General features: G+C 48.9%; 22 protein-coding genes, 1 pseudogene and 1 CRISPR repeat array. Of the genes and pseudogenes, 17 read left to right on the top strand and 6 right to left on the bottom strand.

Going from position 1 to position 17552, the window contains the following annotated elements:
* Nucleotide 1: 1 nt before the first annotated feature.
* Nucleotides 2-514, bottom strand: a complete 513-nt coding sequence (locus ACESPU_RS10000; RefSeq protein ID WP_039848880.1) for a hypothetical protein — start codon at nucleotides 512-514, stop codon at nucleotides 2-4.
* Between the two features lie 199 nt (nucleotides 515-713).
* Nucleotides 714-1284: direct repeats of the CRISPR family, unit length 47 nt; unit sequence GTTGTGATTTGCTTTCAAATTAGTATCTTTGATCCATTGGAAACATC.
* A gap of 446 nt (nucleotides 1285-1730) precedes the next feature.
* Here ACESPU_RS10000 and ACESPU_RS09995 point away from each other — a divergent pair.
* From ACESPU_RS09995 to ACESPU_RS09925, 15 genes and pseudogenes are all read left to right on the top strand, one after another.
* The gene (locus ACESPU_RS09995) at nucleotides 1731-2558 is read left to right on the top strand and encodes a DUF4121 family protein (RefSeq protein WP_005647149.1); all 828 of its coding nucleotides are present in this window, start codon (nucleotides 1731-1733) and stop codon (nucleotides 2556-2558) included.
* A gap of 18 nt (nucleotides 2559-2576) precedes the next feature.
* Entirely contained in the window at nucleotides 2577-3518 is a 942-nt protein-coding gene (locus ACESPU_RS09990; protein WP_008777842.1) for a hypothetical protein, read from the top strand.
* Between the two features lie 79 nt (nucleotides 3519-3597).
* Nucleotides 3598-6600 (top strand): annotated as a pseudogene (locus tag ACESPU_RS09985) (N-6 DNA methylase).
* Nucleotides 6601-6615: 15 nt separating this feature from the next.
* Nucleotides 6616-6816, top strand: a complete 201-nt coding sequence (locus tag ACESPU_RS09980; RefSeq protein ID WP_034530148.1) for a hypothetical protein — start codon at nucleotides 6616-6618, stop codon at nucleotides 6814-6816.
* 11 nt (nucleotides 6817-6827) lie between these two features.
* A complete protein-coding gene (locus ACESPU_RS09975; protein WP_005647144.1) occupies nucleotides 6828-7325 on the top strand; it encodes a hypothetical protein in 498 nt (165 codons plus the stop codon).
* Between the two features lie 20 nt (nucleotides 7326-7345).
* Nucleotides 7346-7660: a hypothetical protein gene (locus ACESPU_RS09970; RefSeq protein WP_005647143.1), complete on the top strand. Its 315-nt coding sequence runs from the start codon at nucleotides 7346-7348 to the stop codon at nucleotides 7658-7660.
* Between the two features lie 12 nt (nucleotides 7661-7672).
* Nucleotides 7673-8041, top strand: coding sequence for a hypothetical protein (locus ACESPU_RS09965; RefSeq protein ID WP_005647142.1), 369 nt, complete (start codon nucleotides 7673-7675; stop codon nucleotides 8039-8041).
* Between the two features lie 20 nt (nucleotides 8042-8061).
* The gene (locus ACESPU_RS09960) at nucleotides 8062-8349 is read left to right on the top strand and encodes a hypothetical protein (protein WP_005647140.1); all 288 of its coding nucleotides are present in this window, start codon (nucleotides 8062-8064) and stop codon (nucleotides 8347-8349) included.
* 90 nt (nucleotides 8350-8439) lie between these two features.
* Nucleotides 8440-9369 carry a hypothetical protein gene (locus tag ACESPU_RS09955; RefSeq protein WP_005647139.1) on the top strand — a complete coding sequence of 310 codons (930 nt, stop codon included), beginning with the start codon at nucleotides 8440-8442 and terminating at the stop codon, nucleotides 9367-9369.
* 37 nt (nucleotides 9370-9406) lie between these two features.
* The gene (locus ACESPU_RS09950; protein WP_005647137.1) at nucleotides 9407-9994 is read left to right on the top strand and encodes a hypothetical protein; all 588 of its coding nucleotides are present in this window, start codon (nucleotides 9407-9409) and stop codon (nucleotides 9992-9994) included.
* Nucleotides 9991-10623 (top strand): hypothetical protein, encoded by a 633-nt coding sequence (locus tag ACESPU_RS09945; RefSeq protein ID WP_005647136.1) that lies wholly within the window; start codon nucleotides 9991-9993, stop codon nucleotides 10621-10623. The genes ACESPU_RS09950 and ACESPU_RS09945 overlap by 4 nt, the downstream gene beginning before the upstream one ends.
* A 1-nt stretch (nucleotide 10624) precedes the next feature.
* Nucleotides 10625-10834: a hypothetical protein gene (locus tag ACESPU_RS09940; protein ID WP_005647134.1), complete on the top strand. Its 210-nt coding sequence runs from the start codon at nucleotides 10625-10627 to the stop codon at nucleotides 10832-10834.
* A gap of 12 nt (nucleotides 10835-10846) precedes the next feature.
* Nucleotides 10847-11869, top strand: a complete 1023-nt coding sequence (locus ACESPU_RS09935; RefSeq protein ID WP_005647133.1) for an LPD29 domain-containing protein — start codon at nucleotides 10847-10849, stop codon at nucleotides 11867-11869.
* Nucleotides 11870-11879: 10 nt separating this feature from the next.
* Nucleotides 11880-12245, top strand: a complete 366-nt coding sequence (locus ACESPU_RS09930; RefSeq protein WP_005647131.1) for a hypothetical protein — start codon at nucleotides 11880-11882, stop codon at nucleotides 12243-12245.
* Between the two features lie 2 nt (nucleotides 12246-12247).
* Nucleotides 12248-12958 (top strand): hypothetical protein, encoded by a 711-nt coding sequence (locus tag ACESPU_RS09925; protein WP_005647129.1) that lies wholly within the window; start codon nucleotides 12248-12250, stop codon nucleotides 12956-12958.
* 60 nt (nucleotides 12959-13018) lie between these two features.
* Here ACESPU_RS09925 and ACESPU_RS09920 read toward each other — a convergent pair whose 3' ends face one another.
* Nucleotides 13019-13363, bottom strand: coding sequence for a hypothetical protein (locus tag ACESPU_RS09920; RefSeq protein ID WP_005647127.1), 345 nt, complete (start codon nucleotides 13361-13363; stop codon nucleotides 13019-13021).
* 322 nt (nucleotides 13364-13685) lie between these two features.
* On the opposite strand from ACESPU_RS09920, the gene ACESPU_RS09915 reads away from it, so the two are divergent.
* Complete coding sequence (locus ACESPU_RS09915; protein WP_005647125.1) at nucleotides 13686-13976, top strand: DUF4120 family protein; 291 nt, start codon at nucleotides 13686-13688, stop codon at nucleotides 13974-13976.
* Nucleotides 13977-14020: 44 nt separating this feature from the next.
* Complete coding sequence (locus ACESPU_RS09910) at nucleotides 14021-14947, top strand: hypothetical protein (protein WP_008777839.1); 927 nt, start codon at nucleotides 14021-14023, stop codon at nucleotides 14945-14947.
* A gap of 76 nt (nucleotides 14948-15023) precedes the next feature.
* On the opposite strand, the gene ACESPU_RS09905 is transcribed toward ACESPU_RS09910, so the two are convergent.
* From ACESPU_RS09905 to ACESPU_RS09890, 4 genes are read right to left on the bottom strand one after another with little or no spacing between them, the layout of a single operon-like run.
* Nucleotides 15024-15539, bottom strand: coding sequence for a glycoside hydrolase family protein (locus ACESPU_RS09905; protein ID WP_008779475.1), 516 nt, complete (start codon nucleotides 15537-15539; stop codon nucleotides 15024-15026).
* Between the two features lie 13 nt (nucleotides 15540-15552).
* Complete coding sequence (locus ACESPU_RS09900) at nucleotides 15553-16059, bottom strand: DUF3872 domain-containing protein (protein ID WP_005644341.1); 507 nt, start codon at nucleotides 16057-16059, stop codon at nucleotides 15553-15555.
* A 39-nt stretch (nucleotides 16060-16098) separates the two neighbouring features.
* Nucleotides 16099-16965, bottom strand: a complete 867-nt coding sequence (locus ACESPU_RS09895) for a toprim domain-containing protein (RefSeq protein WP_005644340.1) — start codon at nucleotides 16963-16965, stop codon at nucleotides 16099-16101.
* Nucleotides 16966-16977: 12 nt separating this feature from the next.
* Nucleotides 16978-17550, bottom strand: coding sequence for a conjugal transfer protein TraO (locus ACESPU_RS09890; RefSeq protein WP_005644336.1), 573 nt, complete (start codon nucleotides 17548-17550; stop codon nucleotides 16978-16980).
* Nucleotides 17551-17552 lie beyond the last annotated feature (2 nt).

Below are 17552 nucleotides of genomic sequence, written 5' to 3'. Positions count from 1 at the left end.
TTTATCGTATTTTTTTTAAGATGTTCTTACGTACGGTTCGCAAAGAGATTTGTAGTAAATCGGGTTCCGCCAGATCGAGTAGTGTCTTATATTCCTGTAGCAACTCGGGTATGGGACGGCATAACTCATATCCCAGTTTCATGCAAAGCGTTTGCACACCGGGTAATTCCTTCGCTGAAAGCATCCGGTCCAGGCAGAAGTTCAGGAAATCTACCCGTGGGGGATTCGCCTGGGGCTGTCGTACAAGCAAGTTCAAGAGAATGCGTCGTTTACCGGAGTGCTCACAGTTAAGCACCTCATTTATCAGCTCATCCTGTTTATCATATAGCCATTCGTTTTCCTTGGTCGAGAAATGGCTACAGACCCATAACGCTTGATAACTAACGGCATCATCCGGATCGAATATCAGATCGTATAGCTCTGCTTTCCGTTCTTGGTTTCCTTGTACATAAAATAATATCTCATGGATATCCTCTATATGACAGCGGCTTGATAGTCTCTCTTTTAGGTCCATTCTCAATCTTTGTTGTTGTCTCTTTATCTTTTCTGCCGTAAAGTTATAGTCTTTTTAGCAAAGTTTCCCTAGTTCGCTTACTTTTGTGCCCCATTGATAAAAGAATGGATAGATATGCGATATATGAATTTATTAAATGACTTAACAATTGATTGTAAAAATAACGGAGGGTGTTACCGAGTAAAGGATCAGTTGAAGAAGGTTAAGTATTTATTAAAATAGTATCTTTGCTCCACAAGAAACAGTCTTGGGGCGAATGGTGACGGTTGGCTTGTGTTGTGATTTGTTTTTAAATTAGTATCTTTGATCTATTGGAAACATCTATATTTGGTAAATGGTCTATCAATAAGGTGTTGTGATTTGCTTTCGAATTAGTATCTTTGATCCATTGGAAACATCGGTTTGAAATAGTGTCATATCCTTGACGTGTTGTGATTTGCTTTCAAATTAGTATCTTTGATCCATTGGAAACATCGACGCAAGTGGGAGGATGAGCGTAGACAACGTTGTGATTTGCTTTCAAATTAGTATCTTTGATCCATTGGAAACATCGTTCAACGAAATACGGTGTCTCGATGAAGCGTTGTGATTTGCTTTCAAATTAGTATCTTTGATCCATTGGAAACATCATAGGCTTGTAGCTGATAACCTGTCAGATGGTTGTGATTTGCTTTCAAATTAGTATCTTTGATCCATTGGAAACATCCAACACATCCGACCTTATCCGCCCGTTATCGTTGTGATTTGCTTTCAAATTAGTATATTTGTTGTAATCTGAAGTATCTTATTTGATTATCAACGCTTTGTAGAAAACTCGCATGAGAACGGGCAACGGATAAGAAAATTCCAAGCTGTTTAGAATCACTATATTCCTCATGCTTTCAAATAACTCTTTTTTCTTGATGCAAAGGTAGCATTTTTTCGTGATTGCCGGTAATTTTCGGGCATAAAATATCACGGTCATTTCAAGAAACATATACAGCGGACATGACAGCCATACCGTAGCCGAATCCCCGTAACTCACAGGCAAAGGTAACCCGTGTCCTGCTCGTACAAGCAAGGTCAAGCCCTCCGGGTGTCGTGGAAAAATCATCCTCGCCCGGAGGGCTTGCGGTATTTTTCCCGCCAACCTTGCATGTACGGGACACGACCTTTTATGGCCTGTAGTTACGGGAACTCCGGCCCCGAAAAGCCGGATCACTAAAAATAAATTGTTATGTCACAGCAGGTAACAAAAGAAAAGTACAGTATCGAAACACTCAGAGAGCGGAATGTTTCATACGACCACCAGCATTGGCTGACACAGAAAGATGTGGATATGGCCAACAATTATGTTGAACTCATTGAGCGGACACGCTCCGAAATTACACCTCAAATCGGCGACAGGCTGGTATATGTAACCGAACACGGGGATTATTACGGAAACGCCCTTATTGACAGCAGGAGTGCAAAAGAAGGATATCTTTCCGTATGCGAACAGCCGTATGTGCCTTTCGTGTGGGAAGAGGACGGCAATATCCGTCTGAGTGTCAGCGGAGGCGCATTCCATTCCGTGAATCCGGAGGAACTGAAATTCCTGAAATGGACGGAAGGGGTGTTCAAGGACTGGGGGCATTGCGGTGCTTGCGCCAACGGTTCGGTGTCATTTCTGGCTAAGGTACCGTTATGGTTTTATGCCGAACCCAATCCCAGGTATGGAGATTTCACGACCGAGACCTACCGGAAGTTCTACCTACACAAAAGGGAGGAATCGGAAAACGGCAATCTCTATCAAGGCTTTGACATCGCTTTTCGGGACGAAGCCGAGTTCCGGCAGTTCCTGAAGGACTACGAAGGAACGGTGTTCAAGGGAAATTGGGATAATCAAATCGTGTTATGGTGTTTCCGTCGGGAATATGTGTTCTTACCTTCCGCCGAATGGGAAACGTTTAATGCCCCGATCGAAACGAGGAGGCTCAACTTCCATCCCGAGCAGGTCAAGATAGTCAAGGACATGGAAAAGCACATCACTTATTTCTACCGGATTAAACCGGATAATTTTTAACATTTAACCCTAACAGATATGCAAACGACAACAGCACCCAAGGCCGGCAACGCTCCCGACCTGCTTCAAGGCATTCTGAGCGTACAAGTGAGAAACGAGGACAAGATTACGGAACAGGACCGTGTCTATTGCCAGACGCAGCAAAACCTGCTTTACAAGACACTCGACCAGATTGACCGCTGGTACGCCGTCTTCAAGGAAGAAGCCGAACAATACCAAGCCGAACGTAAGTTCCATTACGAAGAAAACGGCAAGGTTTCCATGCGTGATTTCTACACTTACCATAACGACAGGGAAGACTATTCACACAACGAGTTCAAACCGTTTGATCTGATTAACGATCTGGTGGATAAGAACCGAAACGCCAACGCGAATTTTGCGAACCGCATCATTTCTTATTTCAACAGGACTTACAAAGTGTCGGTTCCTGAGTATAAAATAGACGAAAAAAAACTTCCGATGGGCTTCCGTCCTGTTTATGACACATATGTAGATGTAGTCATCGAACACTTGGGCGGCAAGAGTTTCCGGGAAACGGCCGTGGAAGAACTGCTCGCACGCCTGAGCAAAGTTGTCAGACCGGCATACTGGAGCAAAGTCAAGACGGAGTTGAAGAAGGACAAGATAATCTTTCCCGAAATCATCCGTTTCGACGATTTTTCCATGCAATACAACCAAAGGAACAGAATCTCCTACAACTACGGCGGAGAACTGGAAACCCTGTGTGCCGGCATTGCCTACGGTGCGGATGACATACTGAATGGAAATTCAAAGATGATTATCCGTTTTGATGACAACGACATTTCTGTCACAGACTGGTACGACCTTACGACCACCAATGCCGAGCAAATCCGATTCTACAAGAACGGACGTATCGATGTCCGGTTCAAGGACAGTGCGGCAGCCGAAAGTTGTTTCAAGCGTCTGCATCTGGATGAAATCACCCTAAGAGAAAACTGACCATGATAAGATTTACACAGCACCCCGTAAGGCAATCCTTGCGGGGTGTTTTCATTTTTAACGATAAACAGATAAAGTCATGTATGCCATCATCCCCCAACAGATACCGCAAGGTATGCGTGCCGAAGTCAACGAGAAGATACTTTTCGCCATAGACTCCGGCAAGGACCTCATTCCGGCGGAGAGCATCTACAACTGCTATACCGGTATCGGAGGGCTGCACAACCTCAAACAGTCCGACTTTGCCAGCTACCACGAGTATGCCGAAGCGAAGAAGGAGTTCGAGATGGGACAGTTCTTCACCCCGCATGAAATATGCCGGGACATGGTGGATATGCTGTGTCCTGTCTCATCCGAAATGGTTCTTGACATGTGTTGCGGTATGGGCAATTTCTTCAACCATCTGCCCAACCCGCATAATGCCTACGGCTTCGACATAGACGGCAAGGCCGTGTCTGTCGCACGATACCTCTACCCGGAAGCCCATATCGAGAAATGCGATATCCGGCAATACTATCCGGAACAACGTTTCGATGTTATCATCGGCAATCCTCCTTTTAACTTGAAGTTCGACTACAAACTGTCGCAGGAATACTATATGGACAAGGCTTACGATGTGCTCAATCCGGCAGGAATCCTGATGGTCATCGTGCCCTGTTCCTTCATGCAGAGCGGGTTCTGGGAGAAGACACGGATAGCCGGTATAAACGGCAGATTCTCATTTGTCGGTCAGACGAAGTTGGGCCCGTCAGCCTTTGCCGCAGTCGGAGTCCATGACTTCAATACGAAAATCATGGTATTTCTCCGTAAATCGGGCCACATCAAGATGCAGGCTTACAACGCGGAAGAATTCATAACGGCGGACGAGCTGAAAAAGCGCATCGGCGAGGCCAGGGCGATGAAACACCGGTTGCGTTTCGACCTGATGCGCGAAACCAACCGGATCGACAAGGAAGAACTTGAGCTGTTCGAGTACAAACTTGCCAAGTACATGTACGAGCTGAAGGCGCACGCCAAGTTGAACAAACATATAGACAAGGCGGAAGCGTTGGTCACGAAGTTCCGTAACCAGAAACCGCCTGAGAACGCCACGCGGGAGCAGGTGGAGCAATGGGAGAAGAACAAACTGACCCCGAAGAAAGTGCTTGCCGTCATCCGCAGGTACATCACCTCGCAAAATACCGTACCTCGCAAGGAAGTGGCATTGGTGAAGACCTCATACGGCTTCAAACTGAAACAATATGCTCCGCGACTCCTTGACAAAGTTCCGCACAAGGCGGCAAGTATCAACGACCTCGTGCTGGAACGTACTGAACTGCCCATACCGGAAGTGCCGACAGAAAAGAACATGCGTCAAATCCGTGCGGCGGAGAAACTGATCCGACGCAAGCGGAGAGAGTACGAAATGCAGAACCGGCTGTTCCCGGAAATGGAAGAAGATGACAGGCTGAAAGAATACCTGGACCGGTGTGCATTCATCAACAAGGACGGCGAGACCTGCGAGTTTACCACGCTCCAGAAACACGACCTGAACCTTGTCTTGCAGAAACGCCACGCGCTGCTGAACTAGCAGCAAGGCTCTGGCAAGACTGCCGCCGTGTACCATCGTGCCAAATACCTGCTCAAATTCCGCAAAGTACGGAATGTCATCATACTGGCTCCTGCCATCGCCACCAATATGACATGGATACCCTTCCTCTCGATAAACAGGGAACAGTTCCGGGTGGCAAGGAACAATGCCGACCTGGAAACTGTGCCGGAAGGCGTGTTCATCGTCCTATCCACCTCCATGCTCGGCAAGCTGAAACGGGGCATGGCAAGGTTCGTCAAACGCAGTTCAAGAAAACTGTGCCTTGTTTTCGACGAGTCGGACGAGATAACCAACCCGTCGTCACAACGTACAAGGCATATCCTCGGTCTCTTCCGCCGCCTCAAATACAAGATACTCGACACCGGTACGACCACACGCAACAACATCGCCGAACTGTACAGCCAGTTTGAGCTGTTGTATAACAATTCCATAAACATGGTCTGTTGGAGCAGTCGGGTGTACCACGAGAACAGGGACAAGGAGATAGAGGAAGATAACAATCCGCACTATGGTGAGCCGTTCCCCGCTTTCAGGGGGCATGTGCTTTTCCGTGCCTGCCACTGTCCGGGGAAATCCACCGTGTTCGGCATTGAGAAGCAGAACCAGGATGTCTATAACAAGGAGGAGCTGGCCGGCCTTATCGGGAAGACCGTCATTACACGCAAGTTCAGGGACTTTGCAGGAGAAAAATACAAGATACGGACACATACCGTCAGCCCGTCCGACGGCGAGCGTGAGGTTTACCGTGTCATCATCGAGGAGTTCTGCCGCATCTGCGAACTGTATTACAACAGCACGGGGGATGCAAAGAAGGATGCCGGACTCCGGCTTATGCGCCAGATCAAGCTGCTCATCAAGGCCTGCTCCGTCCCACACCTGATAGAGGGCTATTCCGGAGACGGGATTCCGAACAAGACAAGGTACATCGAAAGGCTGGTACGGAAGATACCCGGCAAAGTGGCTGTCGGCTGCACGTCCATAGCCGCATTCGACCTTTACGAGAGCCGTCTCCGCGAATGTTTTCCTGACCGTCCCGTATTTGTGGTCAAGGGCGACGTGGCGTTCAAGAAACGGCAAAGCATCGTGACGGAGTTCGATTCCACCATCAACGGCATACTGGTATGCACGCAGCAGAGCCTGAGCAGTTCGGTGAACATACCCACCTGCAACGACGTGATACTTGAATCCCTGCAATGGAACATCCCGAAGATGGAGCAGTTCTACTTCCGTTTCATCCGTCTCGACTCCAAAGAGCTGAAGGACGTGCATTATGTCACCTACAAGGACTCCGTGGAGCAGAACCTGATGGCGCTGGTGCTTACCAAAGAGCGGCTGAACGAGTTCATCAAGACGGGCGAAGTAAAGGAACAGTCGGAAATCTTCGAGGAGTTCGACGTCACCATGTCCGTCATCGAGAGCCTGCTGGTCAGGGAGCGTGACAGCGAAGGGAAAATACATATCAGCTGGGGAAGCCAGCGCATCATGAACTGAAAAATGGAAAAACAAATGAGAAACCGCAGATTCCATTCCACAGGCAAAGGTAGCCCGCCCCCTTACCGGCAGGGCAAGGTCATGCCGCAAGCGGTTTTCGGGAAAATCATCCTCGCCGGAGGCTCCGGTATTTTCCCGAAAAACCCTGCACTGCCGGGGTGCGGACCTTTTGGAGCCTGTGGAATGAAATCCCCGGTTCCGAATCATAAACTATAATGAAGAATATCATGGACTTGAATCAGGCAGAAGTGGCAGTGACCACGCAGCATCTCATAGACATGGGGCAGGAAAAAGACAACCTGCTGCAAATGTCCGACTTCGGCGACATGGGGGAATTCCTGTGCACCTGCTCCGAACTGTTCCCCGAAGAGGAAACTCCGGAATACAGGTACACGAAATGGGAGGAAATCCCGGACCTGCTCATCAACCGGGAATGGCTGTGTCCCAACTTCTTCGAGATAAGGGAGGCGATGGAACAGCTGGAGGAACCCGACAAGGATTGCTTCTTCGACTGGTGTGACCGTTACGGGCATGACATCAGTACGGAAGACCCGCACCTGCTGGTGGCGCACTATATCGAACTTTATGGAAATGCGGCCTATATCGACGATGAGCCTTGCCCGGACAGCGGGGATGACAGCCTGCTGTACTGTCCGGGCATATCAAGCAACTATTTCGACACGGGTATTCCCCGTTTCGAGGTATTCGATGACAATTACGATTAAAGCATATAAACATATACAAGATGGAAATCAACTTCAAAGGACCGGTAATGCCGGTTGACCCCTATTCGCAAATGGCGTTTGTGGAGATACTGAACATTCTCCTGACGGCAGGGCACATCGTGGATGTGAACAGGTTCCTGATAAACAGGAATGCCAATCCGCTATTCGGCTCGTTGTCAGGATATTTCAGATGGTCATTCTCCGACAACCACTTTACCCTGTGGCAACGGGTGGAATACAACTCGCCGCTCTGCTTCAGCCGGCGCATATTCAGCATCCATTTCGGGATGCTGGCAAGCCGTGACAGGAAAAGAGACAATACGGTAATGAACTAAAAACATATCAATATGAGTCACCAGGTAATTACAAGAATGGCATACAATGCCAAAACCAAGCAGATAGAAACTTGGCAGCATTCCAACAACGTGTGGCCGACAACAGACCATTTTTATGCATTGGATGTGAAAACAGACGAACAGATGTTTGAATTCATAACATTGATAGCAAACGGATTGTGGCAAGGGCGCAAATGGCGTAAAGCATTCAAGACACTTTTTGAAGAATATCCGGAATTGGTCAGGTCCTCATACGAGCACGAGCTTAGAGGCCAACCTTGGAAGGCATACTGTGCCATTTGCAAAAAATATGAGGAACTTGCCCAAAGCAAATGCAATGAAATAGTTGCGCGATTCAGGCAACTTACCGGGATTGTCTGACCCAAACAGATGCAAAATATATGGAAGAGATAAAGATTTCAAACAGACAAATCGCGCTGATGGCTTTCGACCGGTTGCGCAAGGAAGACAAGACAGATTCCGCATTGAAACTCGCACGGTGTATGCTGCATGGCACAAGCATATCTCTTGGCATAGGTGATATCGACTGGGAGATAGACAGGGCAATACAGCAGTGCGGAGGAGTGCCAAGAACAGGATACAGATACACGGCTTATTTCCACTTCAACCGGAATACGGAAATGGCAAAGGAAATATATGACAAGATCGTGAAGGAACTGTATGGTTAGGAAACAACACGGAGGCGGCTTGAAGGCCGCTTCCGTCATTTATAACGGTATGTACGGGAAAAGGAATCCTGCCGTACACAGGTAACAGAAATGGATGAACAGAAAACATTGACATTGGATTTCATCAAATCCCTGATGGAACCGGCCTATACACTAATATGGACGGACTACAATGACAACCTTGACAATCATTGCGGACTGATTCAAAAATGCCTTGACAGCAAGAGCCGCGAACATTTGTGGGAAAAGGCAGACGAGTGGTACAGCGATGCCGAATGGGAAGCTGTCCGTGAGATTATTGCGAAACTGAAAGAGGAATGTGCCGTATTCCATGACTTTGACGGGGAAGCGGTCGATGACTTCTTCGATGAATACGAAGATGAAATCCGTGACGAGATTTACAGCCGCAACGATTCGGACGTGGTGAAGGAATTGGTAAGGCATACGGATGACATCCCCATCCGTGTGGAAATGCTTTCCAACTATGACTGCATCAATTCCAACCGGTTTGAATCGCAAGGCGGTTACAGGTACGAGGAATCCTACTTCGGGGACATGGTGGACAGCCTTAACCTCAATCCGGCGAGGGTAAAGAAAATTCTGACAGAACACGGCTACAGGGCTTACGGGCGTTTCCCGAACCGTAAGAACCGGAACGGCAAGGAGCAGGTTTCCTACGAACAATTCTACGAGGAACTTATCAATTCCTGCTGCGGGGCGAACCTGCTGACTTACATCGGCAGGGTAAGCCTGAAAGAGCTGTATGAAGCCGACTTTTCATTGAAAGAGGTCATTATCCCCAAAGGCAACTGTTGCGGACTTTTCAGTTCGACGTATGGTGGTGGAAGCCTGCTTGAAATGGAACTGAAACGGGACGTAAAGCTGAAATTGGAAGTCAAGGACTATCATGGTTTCCGCTTCCGGCTGGATGACGAACGTTCCAAATATGACTGTTCGGTCCGGCATGTATATGGGGTGGACGACTCCTTTTTCGGGGATGCGGTTCGCATTGTATCCTGATAAAATCAACTGATCAACAATCAAATCATAGAAGATTATGGGAAAATATGATGTAAAAGTAAGGTACATCTTCGAGGGTACTTACACAGTGGTGGCGGAAGACCGTGAAGAAGCGGAAAGCATGGTGGCGGAAGACTGCGGTCTGGTATTGGGCGGCAACATCCACACAACGCGGGATGACGATGAAGTGACGGACTGGAAGTTCGGTTGTCATCCGGACTTGCAGGTTCTCTCCGTAAGGCAGCGAGGCGGGAAATCCCCCATGTCGGTGTTCGGAGACAGGATCGAAGAACTGCGAAAAGACATCATCGAAGCGATACGGCAGTTGCTCCATGACCATGCCATGAACGCGATACGGTTTCCGGAAGAGGATTATGACCCGGTCTGGGTGATATGGTTTGGCAAGAACGGAGACCCCTACGAATGCAGGGTGACAGGACTCCGGGTAACGGACAGCAGCCTGACCGTCCTTGCCGAAGAGAAAGAAAGCGGTGATGAAGTGGAATGTTACAGCCCGTTCGAACTCGGAGCCAGCAACATCGACTGGCTTTCCGGAATGTATGAGGCTGTATGGCAGCAACTGGAAGAGAGCAAAAAAGTAGAACCACAAGCTGAAGAACAATGAAATATCAAGCGGAAAATGCTGTCTCCAGCTTCTTCTACTATATGTGGAACGCCTGGAGCAAGGAAGAATGCAAGGTCGTATTTGGAGATATGTACCGGCACTTCTGGGATAAATGGTCCGCATTGGCGGACAAGTCCATATTCGGCGCGGCGGAACGGTTCTTTGCCGAGTTATCGGAAAACAACCAGAAACTACTCGTGGAACGTGCCGTTACACTCTATGACGGCAGGGCTTTCAGAAAAGAGCCGGACGATTCCGACATCCTTGTCTGTAAAGAATGCGGTTCACGGCAGTTGGAAATCCAAGCATGGATAAACGCCAATACGGATGAACGTATCAGCTATGTGCATGATGACAATAACGGGCTGTGGTGCGATGGGAAATGGTGCGAAGAATGTGGCGTTCAGGTCTTTTTCTGTACTAAGGCGGAGTTCACACAAAAGATGCAGGGCTGGTGGGAGTCGTGCGGTTTTGAAACAAAGGAACAAATCACAGGGTTGAAAGTCTGTGACTCTCCGCCTTCCGAAAACACGCAGACATTCATTGATGCGGCAGACCAATGGTGGAACAGCCGGGACTACGAACATAAACGGGAAATTTACAACAGGTATAATTCTAAAAACGAATAATATGCAGATTAACATCATTGAACAGATTAGCAACTCATGCAGTTGCAGCCATATGGAAGCGCAGGAATACTTGGATTCTGAAATCCGGTACCTGCGCGAGTTGCAGGAGGCGGACGACCTGAGGGAAGATGACATCGAAATGGCGTGCAGCAACCTCGGACTTGACCTTGACAACCAGGAATATTTTATCAACCGCCTCGCAGGGGCATAAATACCTATAGCTATGGCTTATTTTCATAACATACATTCATTGGCGGACCTGAAGAAGGAATACCGCCGTCTGGCATTGCAGCACCACCCGGACAAGGGTGGTGACACTGCCATCATGCAACAGGTGAACACCGAGTTTGAAAGGCTCTTTGAAGTCTGGAAAGACAAACCGGATGTCTCTGCCGCATCAACCGGGTATGAACATGACTATCCGGGTGCCACGGCAAAGGAATATACCGAGTACGTGTATAATGAATACCGTTGGAAAGGTCGCAACTACAAAGGGCAACATGCCCCTGAAATCGTAGAACTTGTGAGAATCTGGCTAAAGGAAACCTATCCGAGATATAAGTTCTCCGTCAGACGGGAGAACTACAATTCCATTTACATCAAACTGATGAGTGCGGACTTTGAGGCGTTCACCAGGGAATCCGGCAAAGTACAGGATCATATCAACCACTACAACATAGAGCGGAACCCCGATCTTACAGACCGTGCCAAGGAGGTGATGCTGAATGTCTGTGACTTTGTCATGTCATACAACTTCGATGACAGCGATGCGATGACGGATTATTTCCATACCAATTTCTACCTGACATTGGCTATAGGGAGTTACCGGAAGCCTTACAAGGTGGAACTGCCGAAACTTGACTGCAAGGGGAAGGACAAGCCGGAAGTGTTCAAGCATCCCGAAGGTCCGGCACATAAGGCCATCAGGCAGGCGTTGGGCACAGCCCGCTTTGATTTCATCGAACACAGGAGGCATTCCGGCGAAATGATACTCGGAGAAGACCATTACGGCTCACACGGAGAGCATTATTTCTGGCCGAAGGATTATTCAAGCGCGAAACTGGCTCAGAAACGGATCGACAAATTGGAGAAAGCCGGTATTCGGTGCAAGCTTACCGGATATAACGGCGGTTACATTCGTTTTATCGGCTACACTCCCGAAGCAGAAGCGTTACTGGAGAAGGAACGCCAGGAATACATCACCGCCCATCGGCAATGGCAAACCAAACAGACAGTAATCAATTAAACTTATCAATATGGAACCGAACAATTTGAACGAATGGTGGGGCGGACAGCCCGACGGACTGAAACAGGCATTCTCTCTTTTTCCCGATGGACGGTGGAAAGAGGCGGACCTGTATTTGCGAATCAATATCCGTAACTACTGCCTCCTGAAAAAAGGAGGGCTGCTTCCCGAAGACAAGGACCGCTCGATGCTCAGCGAGATTGTCTGTGAGCTGGCCGATACGGAGCTGTGCCGTGCAAATGGAAAGACACTCGAAGACATGTGCGATACGGACGGGGCTTTTCTGGAAGAGTACCAGGAACTGTTCAACCGGATATACGATGAACTGGAAATGAGAATTACGGATTATATGAACGGACAATCAAAAAAAATGTAACAATGAAAGCAAAAGTGTTCAAGTACAAGTCTGACGGGAATACCGTCGTGGCTTCTTATATGGAACTGGAGCCGTATGCGAAGAATGTATATCTCTCCCTGTCAAGAAAGAACGAAGACGGGAATGAAGACGATGACTGTTTCCATGTGGTCTGCCGGATTGAAAACGTTTATTTTTCCAGCGGGCAGTATTCACGCCGGTTTCTCAAGGGAGAAGGTTGCAGAGAGGAAGCCGCCACCTATTGCAGGAACTGGATTGCGGATACGCTTCAAAGTGCGGAAAGAGGAGCCTTCGTCAATTTGATCTCCGTCCGCGTGTTCGAGGCTCTCGGACTTGACACCACTTCCCTGGTGCAAGCCCGTGAGGAGTATAAAAGAATACAGGAGCAGAAACGCAGGGAGCAGAAGGAGAAAGAGGCGGAAGAGCGCAGAGTGCAGGAAGAGCAACATCAGTGGCTACTCAATGAACAGAAACGGAAATTCCTGGACGGGGAACGGATTACGGGAGAAATGTTCCTTGAAATCACCGGAAGGGACGGTTTTGACATCCATATCAGAACCAAAGGGACATTCAACAGGCATGTGAGGGGCATTGACAGGAACGGCACCGTCAGTTTCCGGAAAATCAAGGGCTGCCGGACTCCGGACTTTACCGGATGCCATAAGGCCGTGTCCGCCTATCTGGCGTTCATTACAGAAAAAGAGGGCAAATAATTAAATCCGGGGCGGTAAAGGTCTGCTCCATGCAGCTGTTACCGCTACCGGCTTCCGGCCTCACAATTCACGGTTCAGCGCCATTGCCAGCGGAAACATCAACCGGTTATAGGCTTTAAGCTTTTGCAAATTCAGCACATATCCGGCATAGGGATTGGTCAGATCGGTATAGAAGAATACATCGGTAAATCCTGCGTGTTCCTCCACGACTTCACCCTCCAACGGAATCTCCTCCACATTGAACCGCTCCAGAGGCAGTTCTTCCAGACGGGTCTGTTCCGCATTTCCCAACACATTGAGGTTACGGTTAAACAGCACGAATCCTTTCTTCCTGTAATCCACACGCATACCGTACGGACGCTCCACAAGGAAAGCATCCGCCGCTTTCTTTATATAGTTTTCCATAAAACTGAAATTAGAATTGCAAAAATACATCTTTTGTCCGGCAATGGCGAACAAATCAGGAAGAGAATCGCCACAGACCATGCAAAGCACACTACCGTGTATTTTATTTCCCACCCTGCAAAGGTAGTCCCGTGTCCGGTGTACCCTGTCAAGGTCAGGCCCCTTGCGGGGTTGGCTGAAAGAAAATCATCCTCGCCTGACGGCTGCGGTATTTTCTTTCGCCAAACCTTGCGGGTACTGCCACGGGACAGTCAGGCAGGTGAGAAATAAAAATACCGGCTCCCGGAGCCGGACGTGTTTAACAGATAAAATACAATGAATCATGAAAATCCTGAATGAAGAACATTTCGAGAATGTTAAGCGTTATGCCGAATCCATCGGTGACACCTCACTCCGGAAATGCCTGGAACGGTTGAAGAGCTGGGAGGAAAATCCTGACTGTCCCAGCGAAATTTCACTCTACTATGACCATGCCCCATACTCGTTCGGCTTCACCCAACACTATCCCGACGGAAGGACAGGCATCGTGGGCGGTCTGCTCTATCACGGAATACCGGACCGTTCTTTCGCCGTGACACTACAGCCGTTCCATGGATGGCAGATACACACCTGATGAGAGGCAAACGACAGTATTAACTTTATAAAATTCAATTCAATATGGAAACGACATTGACAGTAATGGAAAGACAACAGCAGTTTGACTTCCAGAAAAACGGAATTGAAGTGATGAACTTCGAGACACTTCAACGCACCTATAAAGAAAATGACATCTACAACAATCCGGTGCAGGGCATCTACCATTACCAGGTCATCCGGCGCATGATGGACATCTGCGAGAAATACAATCTCGATTATGAGGTGGAAGAAATCTTCGCTGCCCAGAACAGAAACAAGACACAGCCGGGAGTGAGCATCCTCCCGCAGGTGGAACAGACACATGGCGAAAAAGCCGTGGAAGCCCATATCCTGCGCCGTATTTTCGCTACTATCCGGATCAGGGATTGGGAGACGGACGAGCTGACAACCACACTGGTCGTCGCCTACCACCAGGACGGCATACAGGCAGCCATAGGCCCCTGCGTGAAGATATGCCATAACCAGTGCATCCTCTCACCGCAGCGGAGCATCAGCAATTACGGGAAAAAGAAGGTGACAACCGATGAGCTCTTCGAAACCGTGGACGGCTGGCTGGCCAATTTCGAGGTGAACATGAACGAGGACATTGCAAGGATTCAGCGGTTGAAACGCCGGATTATCCCGATGGAGGAAATCTACCTGTACATCGGCTTGCTGACAGCCTTGCGCGTTTCCCATGACAGTTCGGACAGAAACCTGTCATCCACTGTAGAAACCTACCCGTTGAACCAGAGCCAGATTTCCATCTTCACGGAAGAGGTGCTGAAACTGGCCATGAGCAAGGGACAGATTACCGCATGGGATTTGTACAACGTGGCCACTGAAATATATAAGCCTGGAAAGACAGACTTCCCGGCCCTTATTCCACAGAACGGAGCCATGGCGGAACTCCTGCTTTCCCGTCTCTCTGAAGAGGTGGAAGTACAGGATGCCGTTCCGATAAACTGACATGCAAGCTTCTCAAGCCAAAGAAATAAGGGAGAACCTGACAGTGATAACAACTGAAAGATTCTCCCTTTTTCATTTACTCTTCAAAAAGCAGCATGAATTCCACCTTCCTTCTCCGTTCGATGCTCGGAACCACTTTTCCTTTATAGCACCTGAAAGAGACATATTCCTTGTAAATATTGCGGTCTCCCGACTCCAGCTTCTTTAACAGACGGCTTTTCGGTCTTTTTCCATATCCTTTTAATCTGTAGGGTCCCACATTATATGAAAGGACTGCTGCCAATAAAGAATCACGCCCCAGATAACTGAACATGCGGCACAGCTTACGGAGGTCTTCCCTCAGAATGGAGTCTCCCTGCGCTTTGGAGATGCTGTTGGTAAACCTCTCCCCGGGAAGAACCTTGTGACCCCACCCGACATAAGGCCAATGCTTTTTCTCTCCATGCCAGCCCTCGAATCGCTTGACACACTCGACCGCAAGACTGAACCTGTCCGGACTTGCCTTTACCGGATTCTCCGCCCTTGAAGGCATACCCGGAAAAAAGACCGTGGCGGAAAGTACCGCAAACCATATTGCTTTTAACTTCATCATAGGCAGGACCGGCTTAGTGTCCGACAATTGTGACCGGCAATTCCTTACTATCCGCAGTCACGACGGAATCCTCGTCCTCCGTCTCGTTGTTGAAGTCAAAAGTCAATTGGTAAAGCTGTGCCGGTTCGCTGTTGTCCTCAAAATAGATGTCAATTGTCTGCTGATCTTCGCATTCAGAAGTGTAGTATAACCTGAACACCTCCCTGTCAAGGGGATAGCGGTCATTGGGCAGCAGCACCATCCCGTCATCCATGCGGAGCGTACCCTTGCCGTCCGGCTGGAAATAGCGGATGGTGTAGCGGGCATCGGAAAAATGTCCTTCACGTTTGAGTTCACAGCGTATTTCCACCGTCTCGCCTTTTATTATACGTGTGGGAACAGGCATGTTCTCCACCTTGAACGGATAAGACTGCTGTACTTCCATTTCATCAGAACAGGCGGACAACAGCAAAACCGCCAGACCCAGGAACAGGACTGCCACCATTCCGGCCAATCCTCTTTTTTTATTCATTGCATTCATATTCTATCAGATTTTAATACGTTATACTTTATTCGACACTTACAGGAACTTATGTTGCAGGTATTCATTCAGGTCCTTGTAGCCTTTATACAAAGAGGAACAATCCACCAGTTTATCCGCATAGCGTTTGCGGAGTGCCTCCAGCGTGCGCCGTCCGGCTTCATCCCGATCCAGATAACAGTTGACCCTCTCGTACCTGTCAAGAATAGGGAACGAGCGTTCCAGCAATGACACCGAGTTCAACACAAGATAGTCGTCTCCATATCCCAGACCGAGTTCCAGCCACGAAAGGCAGTCGATAAACCCCTCGAAGAGGTTGCATGTGTCCGAACCGTTATCCATCAGTGAAATGTCCTTAGGTGACAGGCTGGCCTTGAAAAACCGGTTGCGCAACTCGTATCCATCGCTGACATTCCTGAATCCGATGGCGAAATACCGTTTCCCGTGCAAGGTATATCTGACTTCCCGACAGTTCGGTACAGCCACATCGCTGCTAATGCCGCGTTCCGCCAGATATCGGAGCAGGACTCTGTTGTATAGAGGCCCGAAGCGTACATCCGTGAAACTCTCCTTCTTGAGGAGATCCTCCCTGTTATTCCCATCAGTGCGGGAAACGGTCTTGTGCTCGGGGGCGAGGCCGCCCCATGTCTCTGTGATGAACCTGGCCTGCGCCTTGAAATCCCCGCTGCCGATAAACTCCCCGGCAAGATTGAATATGTCACCTCCCTGCCCGGTGCCGAAGTCATGCCAGATTTCCTTTCGTACATTCACCTGGAACGAGGCGGTGCGTTCCTCCCGGTACGGGGCCAGATACCAGTATTCGTCACCCCGTCTTCTTGCCGGTTCATATCCCATCCTTGCCAGAAAAGCGGCGATAGGGATAGCTTTTATCTCTTCTATAGTCATAGATGTACAGTTTTAATGGATAATGAATTTGATTCCCAATCCGAATTGGGTTGTAAACAGATCCAGGGAACTTCCCCACAAGGCACGTTCCCGGATATTGGCAAGCAGGACAATGCGGTCTGTCAGGTAAGTCTCAAGTTCCAGGGTTATCGCACCGCCATAGACAAACGCATCCTTGGCGAGCAGCGTTGAGCCGTCATACAGCATCCTGTCTCCCCAATTCACGGTTTCATAGCCGGCCAGTGCGGAACCGCCGATGGAGAGAAAGACCGTCCTGGTCGGGTCCGACAGGAATTTCAGGTAATAGCCGCCTTCTGCCGTGAACTGTGCGCAGGGCACATTCACGTTCCGGTACCCGTAATTCTTCATCAGATACTCGGTACCTATGACCCAACGGTCGGCTCTTTTGGTATATCCTGAAACGGCAAATCCGGCATAATGATTCAAGGGGGATTTCGAGCCGTTCGCAAATCCTCCGCGCAGTTCCACGCCCTTCATCCCGGGCAGGTACCGCTGGGCATGTGCCCGCCCCGGGAACAGGGCAAGCGACACGGCTGTAACGAATAGGAACAGATACTTCTTCATGA

The sequence above is a fragment of the Parabacteroides sp. 20_3 genome, assembly GCF_964238835.1.
GTDB classification, from domain to species: domain Bacteria; phylum Bacteroidota; class Bacteroidia; order Bacteroidales; family Tannerellaceae; genus Parabacteroides; species Parabacteroides distasonis.
This window is presented reverse-complemented; position numbering and strand designations above follow the sequence as displayed.

Bases quoted from the DNA above. Each gene is read 5' to 3' on its own strand.
- ACESPU_RS09940 (WP_005647134.1), top strand. From the start codon at position 10,625: ATGCAGATTAACATCATTGAACAGATTAGCAACTCATGCAGTTGCAGC.
- ACESPU_RS09935 (WP_005647133.1), top strand. From the start codon at position 10,847: ATGGCTTATTTTCATAACATACATTCATTGGCGGACCTGAAGAAGGAA.
- ACESPU_RS09955 (WP_005647139.1), top strand. From the start codon at position 8,440: ATGGATGAACAGAAAACATTGACATTGGATTTCATCAAATCCCTGATG.
- ACESPU_RS09980 (WP_034530148.1), top strand. From the start codon at position 6,616: ATGAGAAACCGCAGATTCCATTCCACAGGCAAAGGTAGCCCGCCCCCT.
- ACESPU_RS09970 (WP_005647143.1), top strand. From the start codon at position 7,346: ATGGAAATCAACTTCAAAGGACCGGTAATGCCGGTTGACCCCTATTCG.
- ACESPU_RS09910 (WP_008777839.1), top strand. From the start codon at position 14,021: ATGGAAACGACATTGACAGTAATGGAAAGACAACAGCAGTTTGACTTC.
- ACESPU_RS09890 (WP_005644336.1), bottom strand. From the start codon at position 17,550: ATGAAGAAGTATCTGTTCCTATTCGTTACAGCCGTGTCGCTTGCCCTG.
- ACESPU_RS09995 (WP_005647149.1), top strand. From the start codon at position 1,731: ATGTCACAGCAGGTAACAAAAGAAAAGTACAGTATCGAAACACTCAGA.
- ACESPU_RS09965 (WP_005647142.1), top strand. From the start codon at position 7,673: ATGAGTCACCAGGTAATTACAAGAATGGCATACAATGCCAAAACCAAG.
- ACESPU_RS09905 (WP_008779475.1), bottom strand. From the start codon at position 15,539: ATGATGAAGTTAAAAGCAATATGGTTTGCGGTACTTTCCGCCACGGTC.
- ACESPU_RS09930 (WP_005647131.1), top strand. From the start codon at position 11,880: ATGGAACCGAACAATTTGAACGAATGGTGGGGCGGACAGCCCGACGGA.
- ACESPU_RS09950 (WP_005647137.1), top strand. From the start codon at position 9,407: ATGGGAAAATATGATGTAAAAGTAAGGTACATCTTCGAGGGTACTTAC.
- ACESPU_RS10000 (WP_039848880.1), bottom strand. From the start codon at position 514: ATGGACCTAAAAGAGAGACTATCAAGCCGCTGTCATATAGAGGATATC.
- ACESPU_RS09915 (WP_005647125.1), top strand. From the start codon at position 13,686: ATGAAAATCCTGAATGAAGAACATTTCGAGAATGTTAAGCGTTATGCC.
- ACESPU_RS09925 (WP_005647129.1), top strand. From the start codon at position 12,248: ATGAAAGCAAAAGTGTTCAAGTACAAGTCTGACGGGAATACCGTCGTG.
- ACESPU_RS09960 (WP_005647140.1), top strand. From the start codon at position 8,062: ATGGAAGAGATAAAGATTTCAAACAGACAAATCGCGCTGATGGCTTTC.
- ACESPU_RS09920 (WP_005647127.1), bottom strand. From the start codon at position 13,363: ATGGAAAACTATATAAAGAAAGCGGCGGATGCTTTCCTTGTGGAGCGT.
- ACESPU_RS09975 (WP_005647144.1), top strand. From the start codon at position 6,828: ATGGACTTGAATCAGGCAGAAGTGGCAGTGACCACGCAGCATCTCATA.
- ACESPU_RS09945 (WP_005647136.1), top strand. From the start codon at position 9,991: ATGAAATATCAAGCGGAAAATGCTGTCTCCAGCTTCTTCTACTATATG.
- ACESPU_RS09895 (WP_005644340.1), bottom strand. From the start codon at position 16,965: ATGACTATAGAAGAGATAAAAGCTATCCCTATCGCCGCTTTTCTGGCA.
- ACESPU_RS09900 (WP_005644341.1), bottom strand. From the start codon at position 16,059: ATGAATGCAATGAATAAAAAAAGAGGATTGGCCGGAATGGTGGCAGTC.
- ACESPU_RS09990 (WP_008777842.1), top strand. From the start codon at position 2,577: ATGCAAACGACAACAGCACCCAAGGCCGGCAACGCTCCCGACCTGCTT.